The sequence below is a fragment of the Micromonospora olivasterospora genome, from assembly GCF_007830265.1.
In the GTDB taxonomy this organism is placed as follows: Bacteria; Actinomycetota; Actinomycetes; order Mycobacteriales; family Micromonosporaceae; genus Micromonospora; species Micromonospora olivasterospora.
The window spans coordinates 108,625-126,023 of record NZ_VLKE01000002.1 but is presented as its reverse complement, the minus strand read 5'-3'; the positions used below and the strand labels follow the sequence as shown (position 1 = coordinate 126,023).

At 71.8% G+C, this 17,399-nt stretch carries 22 protein-coding genes and 1 pseudogene; 11 read left to right on the top strand and 12 right to left on the bottom strand.

Features of this window, described 5'->3' with window-relative positions; genetic code table 11:
* The 4 genes and pseudogenes from JD77_RS31690 to JD77_RS31680 all read left to right on the top strand — a co-directional run.
* On the top strand, nt 1-359 hold a 359-nt coding region (locus JD77_RS31690; protein WP_211372897.1), incomplete at its 5' end, for a hypothetical protein.
* Between the two features lie 33 nt (nt 360-392).
* Nucleotides 393-587 (top strand): hypothetical protein, encoded by a 195-nt coding sequence (locus JD77_RS31685; RefSeq protein ID WP_145777942.1) that lies wholly within the window; start codon nt 393-395, stop codon nt 585-587.
* 78 nt (nt 588-665) lie between these two features.
* Nucleotides 666-788, top strand: a complete 123-nt coding sequence (locus JD77_RS34980; protein ID WP_281292200.1) for a hypothetical protein — start codon at nt 666-668, stop codon at nt 786-788.
* A gap of 81 nt (nt 789-869) precedes the next feature.
* Nucleotides 870-1,591 (top strand): annotated as a pseudogene (locus JD77_RS31680) (metal-dependent hydrolase).
* An 18-nt stretch (nt 1,592-1,609) separates the two neighbouring features.
* On the opposite strand, the gene JD77_RS31675 reads toward JD77_RS31680, so the two are convergent.
* Complete coding sequence (locus tag JD77_RS31675) at nt 1,610-1,810, bottom strand: hypothetical protein (RefSeq protein ID WP_145773317.1); 201 nt, start codon at nt 1,808-1,810, stop codon at nt 1,610-1,612.
* On the bottom strand, nt 1,807-3,048 hold the full coding sequence (locus tag JD77_RS31670; RefSeq protein WP_145773316.1) for an IS256 family transposase: 1,242 nt from the start codon (nt 3,046-3,048) through the stop codon (nt 1,807-1,809). Before JD77_RS31670 ends, JD77_RS31675 begins: the two co-directional genes overlap by 4 nt.
* A gap of 256 nt (nt 3,049-3,304) precedes the next feature.
* Here JD77_RS31670 and JD77_RS34975 point away from each other — a divergent pair, with 256 nt between their 5' ends.
* Nucleotides 3,305-3,439 carry a hypothetical protein gene (locus JD77_RS34975; protein WP_281292203.1) on the top strand — a complete coding sequence of 45 codons (135 nt, stop codon included), beginning with the start codon at nt 3,305-3,307 and terminating at the stop codon, nt 3,437-3,439.
* Between the two features lie 283 nt (nt 3,440-3,722).
* Here JD77_RS34975 and JD77_RS31665 read toward each other — a convergent pair whose 3' ends face one another.
* The 4 genes from JD77_RS31665 to JD77_RS31650 all read right to left on the bottom strand — a co-directional run bounded on the left by JD77_RS31665 (nt 3,723) and on the right by JD77_RS31650 (nt 9,008).
* On the bottom strand, nt 3,723-6,383 hold the full coding sequence (locus JD77_RS31665; protein ID WP_145777941.1) for a DUF7824 domain-containing protein: 2,661 nt from the start codon (nt 6,381-6,383) through the stop codon (nt 3,723-3,725).
* Nucleotides 6,383-7,804 carry an SWIM zinc finger family protein gene (locus JD77_RS31660; protein WP_145777940.1) on the bottom strand — a complete coding sequence of 474 codons (1,422 nt, stop codon included), beginning with the start codon at nt 7,802-7,804 and terminating at the stop codon, nt 6,383-6,385. The genes JD77_RS31665 and JD77_RS31660 overlap by 1 nt, the downstream gene beginning before the upstream one ends.
* A gap of 488 nt (nt 7,805-8,292) precedes the next feature.
* Nucleotides 8,293-8,697 (bottom strand): hypothetical protein, encoded by a 405-nt coding sequence (locus JD77_RS31655; RefSeq protein ID WP_145777939.1) that lies wholly within the window; start codon nt 8,695-8,697, stop codon nt 8,293-8,295.
* Nucleotides 8,694-9,008 carry a hypothetical protein gene (locus JD77_RS31650; protein WP_145777938.1) on the bottom strand — a complete coding sequence of 105 codons (315 nt, stop codon included), beginning with the start codon at nt 9,006-9,008 and terminating at the stop codon, nt 8,694-8,696. Before JD77_RS31650 ends, JD77_RS31655 begins: the two co-directional genes overlap by 4 nt.
* A gap of 644 nt (nt 9,009-9,652) precedes the next feature.
* Here JD77_RS31650 and JD77_RS34970 point away from each other — a divergent pair.
* Together JD77_RS34970 and JD77_RS31640 are read left to right on the top strand one after the other, a co-directional pair.
* Nucleotides 9,653-9,784: a hypothetical protein gene (locus JD77_RS34970; protein ID WP_170286672.1), complete on the top strand. Its 132-nt coding sequence runs from the start codon at nt 9,653-9,655 to the stop codon at nt 9,782-9,784.
* Between the two features lie 42 nt (nt 9,785-9,826).
* A complete protein-coding gene (locus tag JD77_RS31640) occupies nt 9,827-10,030 on the top strand; it encodes a hypothetical protein (protein WP_145777936.1) in 204 nt (67 codons plus the stop codon).
* Nucleotides 10,031-10,054: 24 nt separating this feature from the next.
* Here JD77_RS31640 and JD77_RS31635 read toward each other — a convergent pair whose 3' ends face one another.
* The 4 genes from JD77_RS31635 to JD77_RS31630 are packed head-to-tail and all read right to left on the bottom strand — an operon-like array spanning nt 10,055 to nt 13,068.
* Nucleotides 10,055-11,110, bottom strand: a complete 1,056-nt coding sequence (locus tag JD77_RS31635) for a hypothetical protein (protein WP_246141395.1) — start codon at nt 11,108-11,110, stop codon at nt 10,055-10,057.
* A 13-nt stretch (nt 11,111-11,123) separates the two neighbouring features.
* On the bottom strand, nt 11,124-11,270 hold the full coding sequence (locus JD77_RS34585; protein ID WP_170286671.1) for a hypothetical protein: 147 nt from the start codon (nt 11,268-11,270) through the stop codon (nt 11,124-11,126).
* Nucleotides 11,270-12,628, bottom strand: a complete 1,359-nt coding sequence (locus JD77_RS32660) for a relaxase/mobilization nuclease domain-containing protein (RefSeq protein WP_170286670.1) — start codon at nt 12,626-12,628, stop codon at nt 11,270-11,272. Before JD77_RS32660 ends, JD77_RS34585 begins: the two co-directional genes overlap by 1 nt.
* Nucleotides 12,625-13,068 carry a plasmid mobilization protein gene (locus JD77_RS31630; protein ID WP_246141394.1) on the bottom strand — a complete coding sequence of 148 codons (444 nt, stop codon included), beginning with the start codon at nt 13,066-13,068 and terminating at the stop codon, nt 12,625-12,627. The genes JD77_RS32660 and JD77_RS31630 overlap by 4 nt, the downstream gene beginning before the upstream one ends.
* Before the next feature lie 414 nt (nt 13,069-13,482).
* Here JD77_RS31630 and JD77_RS31625 point away from each other — a divergent pair, with 414 nt between their 5' ends.
* On the top strand, nt 13,483-13,821 hold the full coding sequence (locus JD77_RS31625; RefSeq protein ID WP_145777934.1) for a hypothetical protein: 339 nt from the start codon (nt 13,483-13,485) through the stop codon (nt 13,819-13,821).
* Between the two features lie 71 nt (nt 13,822-13,892).
* Here JD77_RS31625 and JD77_RS31620 read toward each other — a convergent pair whose 3' ends face one another.
* Nucleotides 13,893-15,032 (bottom strand): M23 family metallopeptidase, encoded by a 1,140-nt coding sequence (locus tag JD77_RS31620; protein WP_211372896.1) that lies wholly within the window; start codon nt 15,030-15,032, stop codon nt 13,893-13,895.
* The gene (locus JD77_RS34580) at nt 15,029-15,595 is read right to left on the bottom strand and encodes a hypothetical protein (protein WP_246141393.1); all 567 of its coding nucleotides are present in this window, start codon (nt 15,593-15,595) and stop codon (nt 15,029-15,031) included. Before JD77_RS34580 ends, JD77_RS31620 begins: the two co-directional genes overlap by 4 nt.
* Before the next feature lie 219 nt (nt 15,596-15,814).
* Between JD77_RS34580 and JD77_RS31610 the strand changes: the two genes are divergently transcribed.
* Genes JD77_RS31610 through JD77_RS31600 form a run of 3 tightly spaced genes read left to right on the top strand, consistent with a single transcriptional unit; the run spans nt 15,815 to nt 17,381 of the window.
* Nucleotides 15,815-16,309 carry a hypothetical protein gene (locus JD77_RS31610; RefSeq protein ID WP_246141392.1) on the top strand — a complete coding sequence of 165 codons (495 nt, stop codon included), beginning with the start codon at nt 15,815-15,817 and terminating at the stop codon, nt 16,307-16,309.
* Nucleotides 16,306-16,620, top strand: a complete 315-nt coding sequence (locus tag JD77_RS31605; RefSeq protein WP_145777932.1) for a hypothetical protein — start codon at nt 16,306-16,308, stop codon at nt 16,618-16,620. Before JD77_RS31610 ends, JD77_RS31605 begins: the two co-directional genes overlap by 4 nt.
* An 11-nt stretch (nt 16,621-16,631) precedes the next feature.
* Nucleotides 16,632-17,381, top strand: coding sequence for a DUF8175 domain-containg protein (locus tag JD77_RS31600; protein WP_145777931.1), 750 nt, complete (start codon nt 16,632-16,634; stop codon nt 17,379-17,381).
* Nucleotides 17,382-17,399: the final 18 nt, after the last annotated feature.

The window sequence follows — 17,399 nt, the reverse complement described above, 5'->3', positions numbered from 1 at the left end:
GACGAGGCGCAGCCACTGCGCAAGTTGATGGAGAGGGGCGGGCGATGAGCCGGGCAGAGGACATCAGGGCGGCGCAGGAGTCGCTGGAAAGCCGCGACTGGTCCGACGCGGTGGTCGACGACACCCCGCCGACGACGAAGGGTGAGCATGTCCGCCCGGTACCCGAGCGACATCGCCGCCGGGTGATGGAGGACGCCGAGGCGCGGGGCGTGAAGCCGGGGGCGATCCTGCGGGAGATCGTGGAGGCGCACTACGCCACGCTCGACGCCGCCGGCGACGAGCCGATCACCGTGCGGCCCGCCGACGTCGTCCGCGCACTGGCCCAGGTTGCCCGGCGAGAGCGTCCCGCCGCCGCGTAGCACGATGTCGGACGCTGACCGTACGGTCTGACCATGCAGCAGGCGGAACGCTCCACCGCGCCCGGCCGCGCACCGATGCTCGTCGTGCGCTGGAAGGCCGGCAAGGTCCACGTCAGCCAGGACGGGATCAAGACATGGGTGCGGCGCCTGGTGCCTGCCGGCGCCACTCGCACCCTCCCGACGGTCGACTGGCACCAGCACACCAACTGCTACAAGGCCTCCCGGTAGTAAACAGCGAAAAATCAACGACAACGCTGGTCAGAGCAGGTGCCACAGGACAGCGGTGCTGCTCGCGCCGAGAGCCGGTTGACCAGCGTTACCGTTGTTTTCGGGCTGGAAGCTACGGCTAGGCCGGGCTGCGACGTGCTGACCGGGCAGCTCGGCCTGCACGCTGGGCTCGCCGGCGGCGGCCTGGTCATCGCCTTCTGACTCATCGCCAAGCGTTGACACCCTCTGCGATGATTCCTTCACGTTTTGTGTCGAGGGTGGAGGGGCGGTGGCGCGGCGGTGATGGGGCGTTCTCACGCGCTGTCCGGGGCGGTGGCCTGGCTGGGCGGCTGCGCGCTGGCGGCCGGGCTGGGGCACGGCCTGCGGTGGGCACCGTGGTGGTCGGCGCGGCCGTCACCGCTGGCGGGGCGCTGCTGCCCGACGTCGACCATCCCGGGTCGGTCATCGCCCGGTCGCTGGGTCCGGTGACCCGGCTGATCGCCCAAGGCACGGCCGCGGGCGCCGCAGCGCTGCGCGGGGCCTCCTGCCGCTGTTGCACGGGCCGGGGCGGGCATCGGGCGCTCACGCATACCCTGCTGTTCGCGGTGGTCACCGGCCTGCTGGTGTCGCTGCTGTGTTGGGTCGGCGGGGACGTCGCCGCGGCGGTGGTCGCCGGGCTGGCCACGGCCCTGGCCACGCGCGGGGCGCTGCGCAAGCGCACCCGAGGGGCGTACGGATCGGCGGCGGCCGGGCTGTTCGTCGGGGTGATGGCCGCAGCACTGCCCGGCCCGGTCGCTGGCTGGTGGTGGGTGGGTCTGCCCCTGGGACTCGGCTGCCTCGTCCATTCCCTCGGCGACGCGTTGACCTTCACCCGCGTGCCGCTGCTGTGGCCGATCCGGATCCGGGGCTGCCGGTGGGCGCCGCTGGGCATGTGGGCCCCGCTGCGCTTCCGCACCGGCTCGCCCGCCGAGCTGCTCCTGGTTGTCCCGGCCCGGTCAAGCCCCTGGAAGTGGTGTAACGGCTGATCTTTCGAGTTGTACTGGTTAGAAGGGTTGTGTTCCGGGCTGCTCAGGGGCGGGTTCGTTGGTTTCGGGTTGCCAGCGGTCGATGTCGTCGGGCCAGGCTGCGGGACGGCCGTGGCCGTCCCAGAAGCCGGTCTCGGTGCCGGTGGCGGCCAGGGCGGCGTTGAGCTTCTTGCGTTCGGCCGGGGTGGGGATGGTGTGGTCGCCGGTCACGTCGGTCATGCTGCGGTCTCCAGTTGGGGCAGGTCCGGACTCGTCGTGGTGGTTCTGGCGGTCTCGCGGGCCTTGGCGAGGATGTCGAGGGCGAAGTAGCGGCGGCCTTCGGTCCATTCGTCGTGTTGTTCGGCAAGGACGGCACCGACGAGGCGGATGACGGCGTCGCGGTCGGGGAAGATCCCGACGACGTCGGTGCGGCGGCGGATCTCCTTGTTGAGTCGTTCGTTGGGGTTGTTCGACCAGATCTGGCGCCAGATCTGTTGCGGGAAGCCGGTGAAGGCGAGCAGGTCGGCGCGGGCGTCGTCGAGGTGGGCGGCCACGGCCGGCAGCGACCTGCTGACCGAGTCGAGGAGTTTGTCGAACTGGGCGTGGACCGTAGCGGCGTCGACCTGGTCGTAGACCGAGTGCAGCACGGTCTTGACCGCCGGCCACGCGGACTTCGGACACACCGCCATCAGGTTCGCGGCGTAGTGCGTGCGGCACCTCTGCCAGGACGCGCCGGGCAGGTTCGCGGCGATCGCGTCGACCAGGCCGGCGTGGGCGTCGCTGGTGACCAGCAGGGTGCCGGTCAGGCCGCGGGCGACCATGTCGGCGAAGAACGCGTTCCATGCCTGCTTGGTCTCGCTTGTGGCGACCTTGACGCCGAGGACCTCGCGGTGGCCGTCGGCGTTGACGCCGGTCGCGACCAGCACGACCGCGTTGACGACCCGGCCCTGCTCGCGGACCTTCATGGTCAGCGCGTCGGCGGCCACGAACGTGAACGGCCCCGACTCGCTCAGCGGCCGGGTGCGGAACGCCGCGACCTGGGCGTCCAGGTCGGCGGCCATCCGCGAGACCTGTGACTTGGACAGGCTGGTGATGCCCAGCGACTGTACGAGTTTGTCCATGCGTCGGGTGGAGACGCCGAGCAGGTAGCAGGTCGCGACCACACTGACCAGCGCGGCCTCGGCCCGCTTACGCCGTTCGAGCAGCCACTCGGGGAAGTAGGAGCCCGACCGCAGTTTCGGGATGGCCACGTCGATCGTGCCGATGCGGGTGTCGAGCTCGCGGTGCCGGTAGCCGTTGCGGGAGTTGATCCGTTCCGGCGAGGCGATGCCGTACTCGGCGCCGCAGACCGCGTCGGCCTCCGCCGACAGCAGAGAGTTGATCACCGTGGACAGCAGGTGCCGCATCAGATCCGGTGACGCGTCGGTCAGTGCCTGGCCCAGCAGGCCGGCAGGGTCGATGATGTGAGGTGCGGTCATCGCGGTAGTCCCTTTCGAGAGTGCTGTCGAAGGTTCACTCGAAAGATCACGCGATGGCCGCGCTCTATGCCGGACAGGCTGTCCGGCGATCACGCCAACCGCGTTACACCACTATCAGGGACGCCACTCCCGGCCCTGATCCTGCTGGGTGCGGTCAGCACCTGGACGCTGCTCACCCCATAGCAACACCCCGGACTGTCGGCGCTCCGTGATATCCATGCATGCCGTTCGGTAGCGATTCGATCACGGAGGTGTCATGCCGTTCGTCAGTCCGCACAAGCGGGGCGGGAAGCCGGTACGCGGCTACTACCGCCTGAACTCGGTCTGGAACTTCTGGTTCGGGCTGATCCTGATGCTGTTCTTCTTCGCCTACGTCAGCAAGCACCAGTAGGCCTAGCCGTAGCTTCCAGCCCGAAATCAACGGTAACGCTGGTCAACCGGCTCTCGGCACGAGCAGCACCGCTGTCCTGCGGCACCTGCTCTGACCAGCGTTGTCGTTGATTTTTCGCAGTCGGGCGGGCGCCTCGGGCAGCTGGCCCGCATCATCGACCGCCGCTTTTGCCCCGCTTTGCCGGCGGCGGTTCCACAAGGCCAGCCGGCCCAAGCGCCTTGGTGGAAGTACATCCGCCAGCCCGTCTCAGTCAGGCGCCTCAGTGAACAGCGAAAAGGCCATTTCATTGCCCTTTGACTGGCATCTCGGTCGCACTCTTGATTCGCCGTGCCTGTTTGACCAACTGTGACGGGCCAGAGCGCGCCGCCAGCTCGTTGATCTCCGGGATCGTCCCACGGGCTCCGCACCGTTCCGCGCATTCGGCCGCGATCGTGAGTACGGCGGGAAGCCCGTGTGGCGCTTCGCCCGCCAGCAGAAGGGGAAGGGCGGCCGAGAGCACCGCCCACACCGTGGCGTACACGTTGGTGCGTACCACTCCCCGCAGCGCCACCACGATGCGCTGGAGCTTGAGCCGGCGCAGGCCGGCCAGCTCGGCGATGTCCCGGCCGAGCCGAGCCGCGTCGAGCTGACCGCGAGCGGCCAGGATGAGCATCGCGTCCACGGCGAACAGCTGCTCCTCCACGCGCCGTGCCCCGAGGCCGTACGCCAGGAGGAGGTGGGTCGCGGGGCCGGCCGGTCCGCCCGACTCGGCCAACGCGAGCAGTACGGGAGCGACCTCGCCGACGTTGTCGAACTCGGCCAGGTTCGCGAAGGACACCAGCATCCGCCCCGCGATGATCTCCCGGTGCTGGGGCAGGAGCGCCAACGCCTGCGGGGAGCACTCCCCACCGCTTCCGCACTTGCACGGGCTCCCGATGGGGTCATGCACACCGAGCAGAGAGCGGAACGGCTCGGGATAGTCCTCGTGCCCGGGAACGGCCTCGGTGCGAACCAGCACCCCGGGGCGGGGGGCCCTCCGGCTCAGCGGCTCGGTGTCGCGGGAGACGGCGGGATCGGGCAGCCCGCCCGAGGCGAGCCGGGCGGCGAGCCGCCGCCCCGCCGGAGACGTGAGCTTCGCAGCGGCCGCCACCGCCTCGGGCGGTACCTCCCGGTCGAGGCGCAGCAGGGCCTGGTCGAGGTCGGCGTGGCCGGGTTCGGTGCCAGAGCGCTCGTATGCGGCGAGCCGCGCCACCAGCTCCGACGCTTCGATGGTCCCCGTCGACCAGGTGGGCGTGGCCAGCAGGAACGGCAAAGGGCTATCGCTCAGCCGCGCCCCGATTTCGGCCGCGCGGATGAGGGGAACGGAACGGATCGCCGAGTGCGGACACTGGTGATCGAGGGCCCGGTAGCGGATGAAGGTCAGATCCTTCTCCGAGGCCGTACCCATGACGGACATGACGACGCAATAGAGCCAATTCCAGCCGCCGACGACGGCGGCACCGTACCCACCGTCCCCGCTCGCCGGTTGCCGCAGCTGTGCCACGACCGGTTCCAGAGCAGCCCGGAGGCCCGCCAGGTCAGCGTGGGCGTGCACCACGAGACCGTTCAGCGCTCGCTCCCACTGCGCTGGTGTGCCGCCGCCGCGCAGCAGGACGCCGACCTCCTCCGCAAGTTCTGCAGAGGTGAGCGGTGCCGGGTCAAGGCGCTCGGCGCTCGGCACGGGCGGCAGCGCGTCACCCTCGACGGCCAGGGCACCGGCACCCTCATCGGCGAAGGCGTGGCCGAATACCTCAGCCGCGCGTTTGCGCAGGTCAGGGCTGAGCTGCTCGGCGCTAGCCGCGAGCCCGGCCAGGACGGCGCCGGTCGCGTGCTCACGGTGGCGGACGACCAGAGCGAGAGCCTGCTCCTGGAGGCTGTGCTCCGCATGGCTGAAGGCTACGGCGGCTGCGGGAAGCAACTCGTCCGTGCGTGCCCCGCCACGCTTCATCGCCTTGTCGAGCATGGTCAGCTGGGCCCGCACGATCTTCTTCTCCGGCCGGAACAGGGCGGCCCGCGATGCCTCGACCAGGTGCTCGCTCTCCAGGCAGCCCGCCTCATCGAGCCCGGCGAGCACCTCCTGGGCACGTGCCACCGCCAGCGCGTGGGCGTCGGGCACCATCCGCACCCAGGTGAGCGTGTGCGCCGCCCGCTCGTCCTCGGTCAGGTCCAGGGCGGTCAGCAGGGCGAGGAAGCCCTTCACAAGGCCGAGTCGGCCACCGCGCAGCAGCCGTGAAAGGCAGCCGTCGATCAGCATCTCGCGGCTGAGCCGTCCCTCCTCGGCAAGCCCGGCGAGCGCCTCCGGCCATCCGGGGTCGTCCGCCCGGCTGTACTGGAAGTCCGAGCCGGCCTCCGGTACCTCGAAGAGCCGGGGGACCATCACCGCCAGGAACGGGTCGTCCCGGAGTCTGTCCTTGACCGTCATGCCACGGACCGGGATGCTGCGCTCCCAGCCGAGGACGAAGCCGTCCGTCGTGGGAGGCTCGCAGCCCGCGGCGTGCACCAACTGCGCGATCAGCGGGTACTCCTCCTCCGCGACGGTGCGGCGCTCCGCCAGCCGGTGCGCCAGCTGGCCCAGCCATTCGGGGTCGCGGTCACCCAGCGCTTCGAGGACCGGTGAGGGATCTCTGCTGGCCCACCGCAGATCGCCGCTGGCGAGCCACTGGGCCGCCGCCGCCGTGCCGGTACAGCACCCCGCCCCGGCCAACAACAGCGCCGCGCGTATGGCCCAGTGCCCGTCGTCCCGATTGTTCCGCGTGGTCGCGCGCCACGACTTGAGCACCGGCAGGCACGTGCGCCGCTCGGCGGCGGTGAGCGTGCCGACTAGCTCGGGGACCGCCTCGGCACGACCCACGCGCACGACGTGCAGCAGCTCGCGCATACCCTCGGTAGCCCCGTGGGGGATGTCGTAGGTGAGGGGTCCGCTCATCAGGTGGCTCCGGTGGAAGTGGCAGTCGTGTTCTGGGCAGCGTCGGTCGTACGGTGTGACGCCGCCCGGCGGACGATGCGGACGGCGAGGGCGTGCTTGCACGGTCCGCGGCCGCCGCGGTATTCGGCCCACCAGCGGCAGGTACAGGTCAGGCGCCCATCGGCGGACCTGACCCGGTGGACGTGGTCGTCGAGGGTGACCGTCGCCAGCTCACCGTCGAGGCGTACCGCGCCCGCCTCGACCAGGGCGTGGGCGGCGCGAAGCCGGGGGTTGTGGCGCTCGGCACGCCCGGTGTCGTACGGCAGCTCCCGGTGGAAGTACGCCGCCTCCGCCACGTCGTAGCCGATGCGCCCGGCCGTGCCGAGGCGGGTGAGCGCCGACCGTACCCGCCGTGGGGTGAGCCCGGACTGCGCGGCCAGGTCGGCGATGTCGACGACGGGATCCCAGGCGAGCAGCACCGACACCAGCTCGGCGTCCTCGGCCGACTCCTCCGCCACCAGGGCGTCCAGGACGCTGCCCTCGCCGGAGAAGCCCCGTGACGCGTCCGGTGACAGGGTGAGGGTGAGGCGCATCCCGGGGAGCCCCACCTCCCACGCGCTCGCCACGGGGCTGCTGCCCGCTGTGACGGTCGGACCGTGGAGCCGCAGGCCCGTCGCATGGCGCAGCACCCGGGTCAGCACGGCGAGCCGTTCCGGACCCGGCAGGCAGACCGCGCCGGGGACCGGCCGGGCGGTGGCGCGCAGCGATCGGCCCGCGGGGACGACCCAGCGCGCTGCCCGCGACACGCCGCGGGAGGCTCCGGCACGTGGCAGCGATCGGAGGAAGCTTGCGGCCTCGGCCGCGGAGAGCTCGGCGCGCAGGTCGAAGCCGGAGGCGATCACCTGTGTCTCGGCGAGGCCGCGCAGCCAGCGGTCGGGCAGCGGCACCTTCTTCTCGACCACCGGCCCGTCGAAGGTGGTGACGGCCAGTTCGTCGGGCCCGACTTCCAGAAGGAGCGGATCGGTCGGGCCCACGCGGGTCAGGGCTTGCCGGAGCGGGATGTTCACATCGACGTTGGTCGTGCCGTGTCCAATGTCGTCGCCGTCGAGGGCGTCGCCCAGCAGGTCGAGCCGCGCGTACACGCCGCAGCAGCCGGAGAACGACTCGAACCGCAGCCGGTCCCCGTTCCCGGTGACCACCGGGTCAAGCCATGCGGGGCGCAGCGGCTGGTGGTAGCGGGCGGCGGCGACGTCCGCGACGCACAGCAGGCCGGCCGCGGCGACCTGTGGAGAGGTTAGGAAGCCGTGGAAGAAAGTCGGATGGGCTTCCTGCCCCGCCGGTGTGGCGCCGCCGGAGGTCTGGAGACTGAGTGTGCCGCCCTCCGCGGTGCGGTGCACCGCGGAGGGGCGTAGATAGGCATACGTCTGCGCGGCCTGCGTCATGCCCCAAAGGCTAGACGCCACCGCTGACAACGCTTGAGCTGCACATCTCATCGCCAGGCCCTGCACCCTGCTACCCCCACCCGGCCGTACCTGGCCGAGTAGGAATGACCCAGGAACCGCCGCTGCCGGTGGAACCTGGAACCGCTAGTACGGGCCTAGATCAACTGCTGAGCGTTGTTTCTGGTCTGGAAACTACGGCTGGGCCGATACCCGAGCGGCATCGCCCGGCGGGTGATGGAGGACGCGGCGGCCCGCGGAGTGAAAACGGGGGCGATCCTGCGGGAAATTGTGGAGGCGCACTACCGCCACGCTCGACGCCGTCGGCGATGAGCTAATCACCGTGCGGCCCCGCCGACGTCGTCCGCGCGCTGGCCCAGATTGCCCGCCGAGAGCGTCCCGCCGCCGAGCAAGGCAATGTCAGAAGCTGAACACCAAGCCGATGGCAGGCAAGAGCCTGCGCGACGCTGGCCTCCGGGCCAGCGCCCCGGTCACTGATTCGGCATGTAGTTGATCGGCAGGCCTTCGCCGTAGCGATGCCCCTCCCCGGTCAGAATCTGCGCCCCGTGCTCCAGCGACGCCAGCACCGTCGTGGCCAGGTCGACCCGACTGGTCACCCCCAGCCAGTACGACAGCTCCAACCAGTCCTCGCCCCACGTGGGCAGCACCGCGCAGGCATCCATCGCCAGCAGCGTGTGGAGGTCTTTCCGGTCCTTCGAATCGGTCACCAGCTTCAAGGCCTCAGCCACGGTGACAGCGGTGACGCCGAAGCGCTGCCGGTCGGTAATGACCTCGCCTACTGGCTCCACGGCGTGGATCGACCCCGCCACGTACGCCAGCAGCGCCGAGCGATCCAGCACGAGCGTGACCGGGGGCAGTTCGTCCTCGGGGGTCACGCGGCCGACGCCGACTGGTCCCCGCCGGCCTGCTCCTGCTCCATGTGCTGGCGGACCCGCTCGCGGACCGCCGCGAATCGCTCCGCCGGCCACTCGGCCTGCACCGCGTACCGGCGCGCGCGGGCGGCGGCCATGCCCTCCGAGGTCAGCGTCACCCCGCGGCGAGCCTGCTCGTCACGGAACTGCTCCCACGCCCTCTGGGCGCGCACGGCCCCGGTCACGTAGGCGCTCGCCTTGCCCGGGCCCTGCTGCTCCAACGTCTCAGCTACATCCTGAGGGACGGAGATCGACAGCTTCTTCACCGTGGTCATACCGATCAGCGTACTCCGGTAGTACCGTCCCCGTGCCAGCAACACGGGAGCAAGTTCGCAGATCCCGCACTGCGTCGAGGGCGAAGATCTGGAACAACAAGTACGCCGGGGGCCGACCGCGGTGGCCACGGGTGCGGGCCGTGTTGAATGGCGGGATGCTCGTCAACCCCCTGCCCGGCACCGAGCGCACGGTGCTCGACTCCGCCCTCGACTACCTGCTCAACAAGCTGCACAACGTCGTCGGAGGCGGCGGCGGGACCGTGGCCATCGAGCGGGCGTTCACGTACATCGAGTGGGTGCACGAGGCACGTCGACGGCTCTACAACCTGATCCGGCCCGCCGAGCTGGAGCAGCTCCTCGGGCTGCGCAGCTACGAGACCATCCTCGCGGCCACAGTCCCTTTCGGGAGCCCGGGAGGGGGAGCCGGTCCTCAACGGCCTGATCTCCACCGAACTCACCGAACGGGTCACCGTCTTCGAGCAGGCCATCCGCAACCTCAAGGAGCGCGTCGACCAGCTCCACCGCGCCGGCATCCTGGTCGTGCTCGACACCAACGTCTATCTGCACTACCCGCAGGAGCTGCACGAGATCGACCTGCGGCAGGACCTCGGGCTGCGCGAAGAACCATCCACATCCTGGTGCCGATGGCCGTCGTCGACGAGCTGGACGGCAAGAAGCAGCACCAGAACAAGGACACTCGGCGCCGAGCCCGGATGGTCACGGCCAAGATCGAGCAGGTGGTCCGGGACGGCGGCCGGCTCCGCGAGCAGGACTAATCACCACTGGGCAGCGGTGGCATCCCGCGTGGCGAGATCACCTTGGACGTCGTCTTCGACCCGCCAGGGCACACCCGGCTGTCGATCACCGATGACGAGATCGTCGACCGTGCCGCGGCCCTCCAGACCCTGGCTGGTCGCCGCGTCCGCCTGCTCACCTACGACACCGGCATGGCCATGCGAGGGCGCAACGCCGGCCTGACCGTGCACAAGCTCCAGCACTCCAGGACCGACGACGGGAAGTAGCTGGGCACCGCGCCGGCCAGCCCTCTACCGGCCCGGCGCTTCGGCGGTCACGTCTGCGGCCGCGGACCGCGGCGGTGCCGGTCGCGCCTCAGCCGGCCTGCCCGCCGCCGTGGCGTCGGTGACGGCGGCCGCGGTCGACTGGGGGAATGCCTGGGCCGCGAGCTTCGCCGCGTGCACGTCGCGATCACCGGGTCCGGCAGACGTCTGGCCGGCCTCGGGGCGGTCGCCGCGAGCGTCCTCCCCCCTGTCGCCGCCCGTCTCCCGCCATTCACCGTCCAGCGTGACGGCGGGACGATCCCCGTCGCCCTGGACGGTGCCGTCGGTCCGAGCCGCTCCGGCGCCCTGCTCGGTGGCGTAGTCGTCGACCACCCGGAACGCGTACGCAGCGGGCGTGTGGGCCCGGTCGACAAATCCCGGCACCTGCCGCAGCAGGTCGCGCACATCGTGCCCGGCGCGCTCCAGTTGGTCGAGCTTGTAGGCCAGCGCCGGCCACGCCGCCGAGGCGATGACCCGCTCCGCTCGGTCGGCGGACCACACCTCCCGTACGTGCACCGCCATCGCCTCCTGGCGCTCCTGGGCGGTGCGGCGCCGCTCTCCGGCATCAGGCCGGGCCCCCGCCGGTGGGACCTCTGACGGCCGGTCGACGTCGTCCACGGCGGCGCGGTCGAGCTGGTCGGACAGCCATGCCTCGTCCCCCGGCCGGGCGCCGGTCTGCGGGTCGACGTGGACGCCGCGTTCGGCGAGCCGCACCACGATGACCTGCTGGGCGGCCTGGGCGCGCGGGTCAACGGCCGCCCACTCGGCGCTGGCGCGCCAGGCCCGCGCGATGTCCTCGGCCGACGCCTGCCGCCACCACGACGGCCGGGTCGCTGGCCGCCACACGGTCGCGCCGGCCTGCTGGGCCGCGCGCACCTGGGCGCGGATGCGGCGGGCCTGCTCCTCGCTGGCGCGGGCGGCGCGTTGCAGCTGGGCAATCCGGATCTCGATGGCCGCCTGCGCCAGTTGGCCAGCGGCCTGGATCGCGGCGGTGACCGCCGCGGTGGCCCGCTGGTGGATCTCGGCCATCTCGTTGTCGGGCACTAGCTCGTCCTCCTCAACGCTGCGGATCGCGCTCGACCGTGGGGTCGACGCGGGGCCGGACCGGGCCCGGCACGGTGTGGACCGGCGGCTGCGGCGGCCCGCCCTGGTTCGGCACATGCCCCTGGTCGACGTGCTGGGCGCCGGACTGGAGCAGGGGCATCAGGTGCGCGGCGGCAGCAGCAGCGGCGCCAGCGGCGTGGGCTTGTTGCTGCGCGGCGCGCAGCTCGGCCAGCGCCACGACCAGGCGGGCCGCCTGGACGACCACGGCGAGCAGGACGGCCGCCTCACCGCCGTCGCGGGCGTGTCCGGCGACCAGCAGCGCGTCCGCGACGCGACCCAACTCCCGAGCCACCGACGACGCCGCCGGCGCCGGCGCGCGACGCGGCGGGCCGCCGCCCGGGCCAGGGCGTCGGCGGCCCGGCTCATCGGACCCTGGCCTGATGGTTCGGTGGCCGCCGCCACCCGTGCCAGTAGCTCGGCGCTGGCCCGCGCCACCGCTGGCCACTGCGGCGAGTCGGGCGCCACCCCGGCCAGCCGTCCGCTGATCGCCTCCAGTGCGGCGGCCGATGATCGCCACACCGCCATCCGGTCCTCGCCACGCAGGTTCGATTCCGTGGAATCCGCTGCCTTCCACTGGCCGACCGGGGGCCGCTCGGCCTCGGGCCACCGCGTGCGGACCTGGGGCAGGCTGAGGTCGCCGTCCAGGCTGCGCCCGGCGTACCAGGTCGGCGTGCCCGCCCCGGTCGGCCGCAGTGCGACGGCGTACCCGACCACCTGGTTCGGGTCCTTCGTCGAGGTCCGCGGGGCGACCAGCAGCCCCGCGCCCTTCATTCGTGCGACCCACTCGGCCTCACTTCGGGCGCCGGCCAGCGCCGCACGGACCTGGCGGCGCAGCTGTTCCCGGTCCGGCGCCTGGCCGCTGCGCCGGGCCCGGTCGACCTCCGGCCGGTTCAGCTCCGGGCGCTTCGTCGCCCCACTCCGGCCAGGCGTCCACTTGCCGAGCCCGAACTCGTCCTCCAGGAGATCGGCGACCTGCTGGCTGCGCCGCTTGTCCTGCCGCAGCCACACCGGCGCCCCGTCCTCGGTGGCCAGGGTGACGACCAGGTGCACGTGGTCATTGCCCTTGGCCGACAGGCCGTGCCGCACCGCGATCCACCGGCACCCGGCCCGCTCCGCGTCGCCGGTGAAGCCCATCTCGGCCACGAACCGGCCCGCGATCCGCGACCAGGTCGCGTCGTCGAGCTGCCCCTCCTGTGCGGGCAGGCTCAGCGAGCACTGCCACACGTACTGCTGCACCCCGCGCTCGCCGGCGGCGATCTGCGGCGCGTCCAGCCGGGCCGCCAGCTCCTCCAGCGACCACCCGCCACCCTCACGGTCGCGGCGATCGGGGGCGAGCAGCGCCACGTCGTCGTACCCGGCGACCAGGTGCGGATTGACGTGTTCCTCGGCCTTCCCGGGACCCCACAGGTACTCCAGCAGACCGCGTACCCGGCTGCCGTAGGTCACCTTCGGGATCATCGGCGGCCAGTCTGCGCGGCGGCGATCGCGGTGACGAGGTCGTCGGCGCGCGCCGCCACTCTCGCCAGGTACGCCGCCGCGGCGGCCAGGTCCCCGGCCGGCTCTCCGGTGGAGTGCAGCCGCGCTACGGCCTGGTTCAGGTTGTGCGCCGCACCCCGCACCTGTCGGTGCACGCCCATCAGCTCGACCAGCAACGGTCCCGTCTCCGCAGCGCCGTCCGGACCGGCAGGGGCGGGCACGAGCGGCGCCGATCCGACCTCCGCCAGGTACGCCGAGGTGGCCATCCGGGCCGCCGCCGCGTTCGCCTCGACCGCCGCCATCTCCGCCTCGGACAGCCGCACGGTCACCCGATGCACGCGCGGATCGTCGTCGCTGTGAGCACGCCGCCGGCGCTGGCTCGCACCGAACCGGACCACCCCAACCTGCGCCGGATCACCCACGTCGACCACCCTCCCGGCGGACGCCGCCCGCCGTGTATCGGCCGGCCGCAACGCGGCCCGTCTGACCAAAAGTCAGACTTTTACTCCAACTTGCTCCGACGAAGGCGGCCGGTCGCGTGTGCGCGACCGGCCGCGTGGTCGCGGACCCGAGCGCACCTGACGACGCGCACCACGAGACGGCCTCGTGGTGGCCCGGCACGGCCGGTCGCCAGCGCCCAGCGTCAACGACGCGGCGCGGCGCTGTGCGACGTGCCGGTGGCACGTCCGTGCTCCTGGTCGACGTCCTCGGCGGACACTGACGGCGCCCTCGGCGGTCACCAGCGGGGGCGCAAGGGTGGGCCCACGAGGATCGATCTTGACCGCTAGGCTCGGCGTCCACATCCACCAGACCGGAGCATCCAGGGAGAGGATCCCATGGCCGAACAGTCCGCCAAGGCCGTCCGTACCGAGACCGAGCGGGCCGCGCTGCAACTGCTGCGTGAGCGCGCGAACCTGGTCGGCGAAGCTGCTACCGCCCGCCACGACCGCGACCAGCTCGTCAACGCGCTGCGTGAGGCCAACGCCCGCTACGCCGCCCGCTACGCCGACGCCGTCGCCGGCGGCTGGACCGCCGACGACCTGGCCAAGCTCGGCCTGGATGCACCGGAGTCGTCCAGCACGTCCAGGCGGCGCCGCGCACCTCGGCAGGCGCAACCCGTGCAGAATCGGCCGGACGAGCTGGTGACGCCGACCGACGTCCCGGCGCAGACGTAGCGGCCACGCCCACGTCACGATGACGGCCTCCCCAGCTTCGGCGAGGGAGGCCGTCATCGTGTGGGCGCCGGTCATGACCTGATCCCGAGCGGCACGCCGCGGGCCCGCATCCACGGTTCCGGGTCGACCGCGTTGCCGCCGTTGGCGTGGTACGGCCCGGGCGGAACGTTCAGGTGCACCTCGAAGTGCAGGTGCGGCCCGGAGCTGCCGCCGCTGTTGCCCACGAACCCGATGACCGTACCGGCCGTGACCCGCTGGCCAATGGACACCTCGGGGCGCTGGATCATGTGGCAGTAACGGGTGACGATGCCGCCCGGATGGCGGATATCGACGTACCACCCGCACCCGCGCTGACTGGTGTTCCCGTCGCGGTCGCAGGTGGTGTACCAGTCGCACTTGACCTGCTCCACCACGCCCGTCGACGCCGCGCGGATCGCGTCGCCGCGCACATCGGCCTTCGACATGTCCACACCGGCATGCAGCCGACCGCCACGCTGACCGAAGGGACTGACGATAGTGGCCCGGATCGGCTGCACCCAGCCGCCCGGACCTACCGGCACCGGCCCCAGGTCATCGGTACCGCACGGGGCGCTCGGCGCACCACCGCCGATGTCGCCGATGTTGGGCAGGCCGAGCACCCTCGCGGCGAGCTGCTCGGCGTCGTCCTCCCACTTCTGGTACTCCTCCGGGTAGCCGGAGCGCTGCACCGCCTGCGCCGCGTCAGTCAACCGCATGCGCTCCCAGCCGTCGACGCGCAACAGCACCTCGTAGAACTTCCCCGCGGCGTAGGTGGGCGTCATCCGCTCACGCACACTGCCCCACCCGGGGCGCTGCTGGAACAGCCCGACCGAGTCGTGGTCGCGGCCCACGCCCTCATGCGGCAGGGTCAGCGACTCAGGCACGTTGGCGTTGGCCAGGTTGCGCAGCGTGGACTCCTGCATCGCGGTCGCCAGCGCGATGACGTAACCGCGCGGCGGCACCTGACGCTGCCGCCCGACGGCGACGATGGTGGCGGCGTTCGTCGTCTCGGCGCCGCCCCACGCACCGGCGCCCGGAATCGGCGACGACCCGGGCAGGGACGGCACCTCGCACGCCGCCGCTTCCGCCTGCGCCAGGCCGAACATCACCAACGGCAAACCCACGGTGCCGCCGCACACCAACAAAACCACCGCCAGCACCGCCACGCCCAGCGCGACCGATCGACGGTTCATCGGCTCACCGACCGGATGAAGTCGTTCCCCGTCACCACCCACCGCCCACCAACACCGGCGAGCGTCACGGTCAGCGTCCCCGCGTCGGTCGCTACCTCGTACACCGCCGCGCCGCCCTTCGGCGCCCGCTTCGCCACCGGTCGGCCCGTCACCCGCGTCGCCGGCACCCGCGCCGGCTCGACGGTACGCAGCGCACGAGCGAACCCCTCGTCGCAGACCACCGCGATCCCCCGCCACCACGCCTCGGCCGGCAGGTCGGGACGCGCCCACGCCGCAGCGAACGCCGCAGCGACGGGCGCCGCCTGCCCCGCCGACGGCGGGGCTGCAGGCGCCCCGTCATCGTGGTCGTCCCCGCCCGGCAGCTCCCCCGTCGGGGACGGATCGCCGTCCCCGGCACCGGCCGTCGGATAGACCGGGCCGCTGCGCTGCGGTGCCGGTGTGCCCGGATCGCCGGTGGGTGCGCAACCGACTGTGCACACCATGGCGAGAACAATGCCAGCGGCGAGCCGTGCCGGCCGATCCAGGTGGTCGATGCGCGCCAACGTGCGCGCCCTGCGTGCCATTCGACGCCTCCCCCGTGCTGCCTTTCGCGTCCTATCGCGGCAGAGCAATCACCATAGATCCATTCGGAAACGCAGTGCTACTGTCGGGTGCTCGTCAGGTGACCTTGAAAGGCGGGGGAGGCATCGGATGGCGAGAAGCCCCTATGCGTGCCGGCGGAGCCGCGGGTGAAGGCAGCAGCTGTCCCAGCCTCCCGCACGCGCCCCGGCCCCGCCCCGGCGATGCCCTTCGCGATAATTCCGCAGAATCTCGGCGACTGGCCGCCGGTGTGGTGGGTCGGATGTCACGGCGGCGCCGGAACGAGCACCCTGGCACGGCTGGTCGGCTTCGGGGTCGACTTCGGCAGCAAAGGCTGGCCCCTGGTGACACCGGCGATGCCGCCGACCCACGTGGTCCTCGTCTGCCGAGCATCCGCAGCGGGCACCTGGGCGGCGACCGGCGCCATCGAGCAATGGCGCAGCACCCCAGGCATGCACAGCCTGACGAAGGTGCTCGGCGTGGTCGCGGTCGCCGCCTCACCCCGGAAGCCGCCGCGCATCGCCACCGAACGACTGCAACTGCTACGCGGATGGGCACCCGAGGTCTGGCGCGTCGGCTGGGTCGACGCGCTGCTCGCCGCCGACGACCCCCGGGACGTCGGCGCTTCCCCCGACGTCGAAGCACTGCGCACCACGATCTGGAAAAAGGTGGGCGCAACCCGGGAAGGGAAACGATGACCCCGATCGAATATATCGACCAGCTTCAGCAGGCCCTGGCGGCGGCGCCGAGCCCAAGCGGTGGCCCGGTCGTGCCGGACCCCGGAAGCGGCGTGGCACCACCGGAGGTGGCGGACAAAGTGCTCACGATCCTGCAGTGGATCGCCTACCTGGCCACCGCCGCCTGCGTCGGCGGGCTGCTCTACACCGCAGCGAAGATGGCCCTGGCGCACCGCCGCGGTGACGACACCAACGTCTCCCAACTCGGCTGGGTGTTCGCCGCCTGCCTGCTCATCGGAAGCGCGTCCGCGATCGTCTCCGCACTGATCTAGGAGGAACGCCAATGCCGCGCTCGTCTGCCCCCCCGGACTTCGCCGACCGTCCGCCGTGGACGCGGCCCGGCTTCATCGCCTCCGCAGCTCTGCTCCTGGTCATCGTCATCGTCGGGGTGCTGATCGCCGCGCTCTCTCTGGGAGACGACAGCAACGACACCGCCGACAGCACGCCCCCGGTGAACCCGGCACCTGCGGGGAGCAGCCCGGATCAGGCGCTACCCACCACCGTGCCGACCACCGCGCCAGACGATGTGACCTGGCATCTGGTAGGCCAAGTGGCGGTGCCGAGCAGCGACACTGCCGGGCCGAGAACTACCTCGGGTGGTGTCGCTTCCGGATACGCGCACACGCCAGTCGGTGCGCTAATCGCCGCCGCGCAGATCAGCATTCGGGCCTCATACTCCGCTGGCCGGGCATCGTGGGAACCCACCATCGAGAGGCAGCTCGTGCCCAGCGCCGACCGCGACCGGCTGCTGTCGACCCTAAAGGAATCCGACGCCGCTGGGGAGAGCGCTGCCCAGCCCGGCGAACTCAGCCAGATCGCCGGGTTCAGCTACCAGTCCTACACCCCCGACACGGCCGTGATCGGGCTCGCGCTCCGGGCACCCGCCGGCAACTCGCGCTACCACATCGTCACGCTTAGCCTGCTGTGGCGCGACGACGACTGGCGGCTCGTCGCCCCGCCCGGCGGCGCATGGACTTCACTAAGTCGCCCCGCCCCCGACCTGACCGGCGTCGTCGAATGGGGCGCTCGCTAATGTGCAACCCGCTCATTG

Coding starts and splice junctions, on each gene's coding strand:
- JD77_RS31685 (WP_145777942.1), top strand. CDS start 393: ATGCAGCAGGCGGAACGCTCCACCGCGCCCGGCCGCGCACCGATGCTC.
- JD77_RS31675 (WP_145773317.1), bottom strand. CDS start 1,810: ATGACCGACGTGACCGGCGACCACACCATCCCCACCCCGGCCGAACGC.
- JD77_RS31670 (WP_145773316.1), bottom strand. CDS start 3,048: ATGACCGCACCTCACATCATCGACCCTGCCGGCCTGCTGGGCCAGGCA.
- JD77_RS34975 (WP_281292203.1), top strand. CDS start 3,305: ATGCCGTTCGTCAGTCCGCACAAGCGGGGCGGGAAGCCGGTACGCGGC.
- JD77_RS31665 (WP_145777941.1), bottom strand. CDS start 6,383: ATGAGCGGACCCCTCACCTACGACATCCCCCACGGGGCTACCGAGGGT.
- JD77_RS31660 (WP_145777940.1), bottom strand. CDS start 7,804: ATGACGCAGGCCGCGCAGACGTATGCCTATCTACGCCCCTCCGCGGTG.
- JD77_RS31650 (WP_145777938.1), bottom strand. CDS start 9,008: ATGACCACGGTGAAGAAGCTGTCGATCTCCGTCCCTCAGGATGTAGCT.
- JD77_RS34970 (WP_170286672.1), top strand. CDS start 9,653: ATGGCCGTCGTCGACGAGCTGGACGGCAAGAAGCAGCACCAGAACAAG.
- JD77_RS34585 (WP_170286671.1), bottom strand. CDS start 11,270: ATGCCCCTGCTCCAGTCCGGCGCCCAGCACGTCGACCAGGGGCATGTG.
- JD77_RS32660 (WP_170286670.1), bottom strand. CDS start 12,628: ATGATCCCGAAGGTGACCTACGGCAGCCGGGTACGCGGTCTGCTGGAG.
- JD77_RS31625 (WP_145777934.1), top strand. CDS start 13,483: ATGGCCGAACAGTCCGCCAAGGCCGTCCGTACCGAGACCGAGCGGGCC.
- JD77_RS31620 (WP_211372896.1), bottom strand. CDS start 15,032: ATGAACCGTCGATCGGTCGCGCTGGGCGTGGCGGTGCTGGCGGTGGTT.
- JD77_RS34580 (WP_246141393.1), bottom strand. CDS start 15,595: ATGGCACGCAGGGCGCGCACGTTGGCGCGCATCGACCACCTGGATCGG.
- JD77_RS31610 (WP_246141392.1), top strand. CDS start 15,815: ATGCCCTTCGCGATAATTCCGCAGAATCTCGGCGACTGGCCGCCGGTG.
- JD77_RS31605 (WP_145777932.1), top strand. CDS start 16,306: ATGACCCCGATCGAATATATCGACCAGCTTCAGCAGGCCCTGGCGGCG.
- JD77_RS31600 (WP_145777931.1), top strand. CDS start 16,632: ATGCCGCGCTCGTCTGCCCCCCCGGACTTCGCCGACCGTCCGCCGTGG.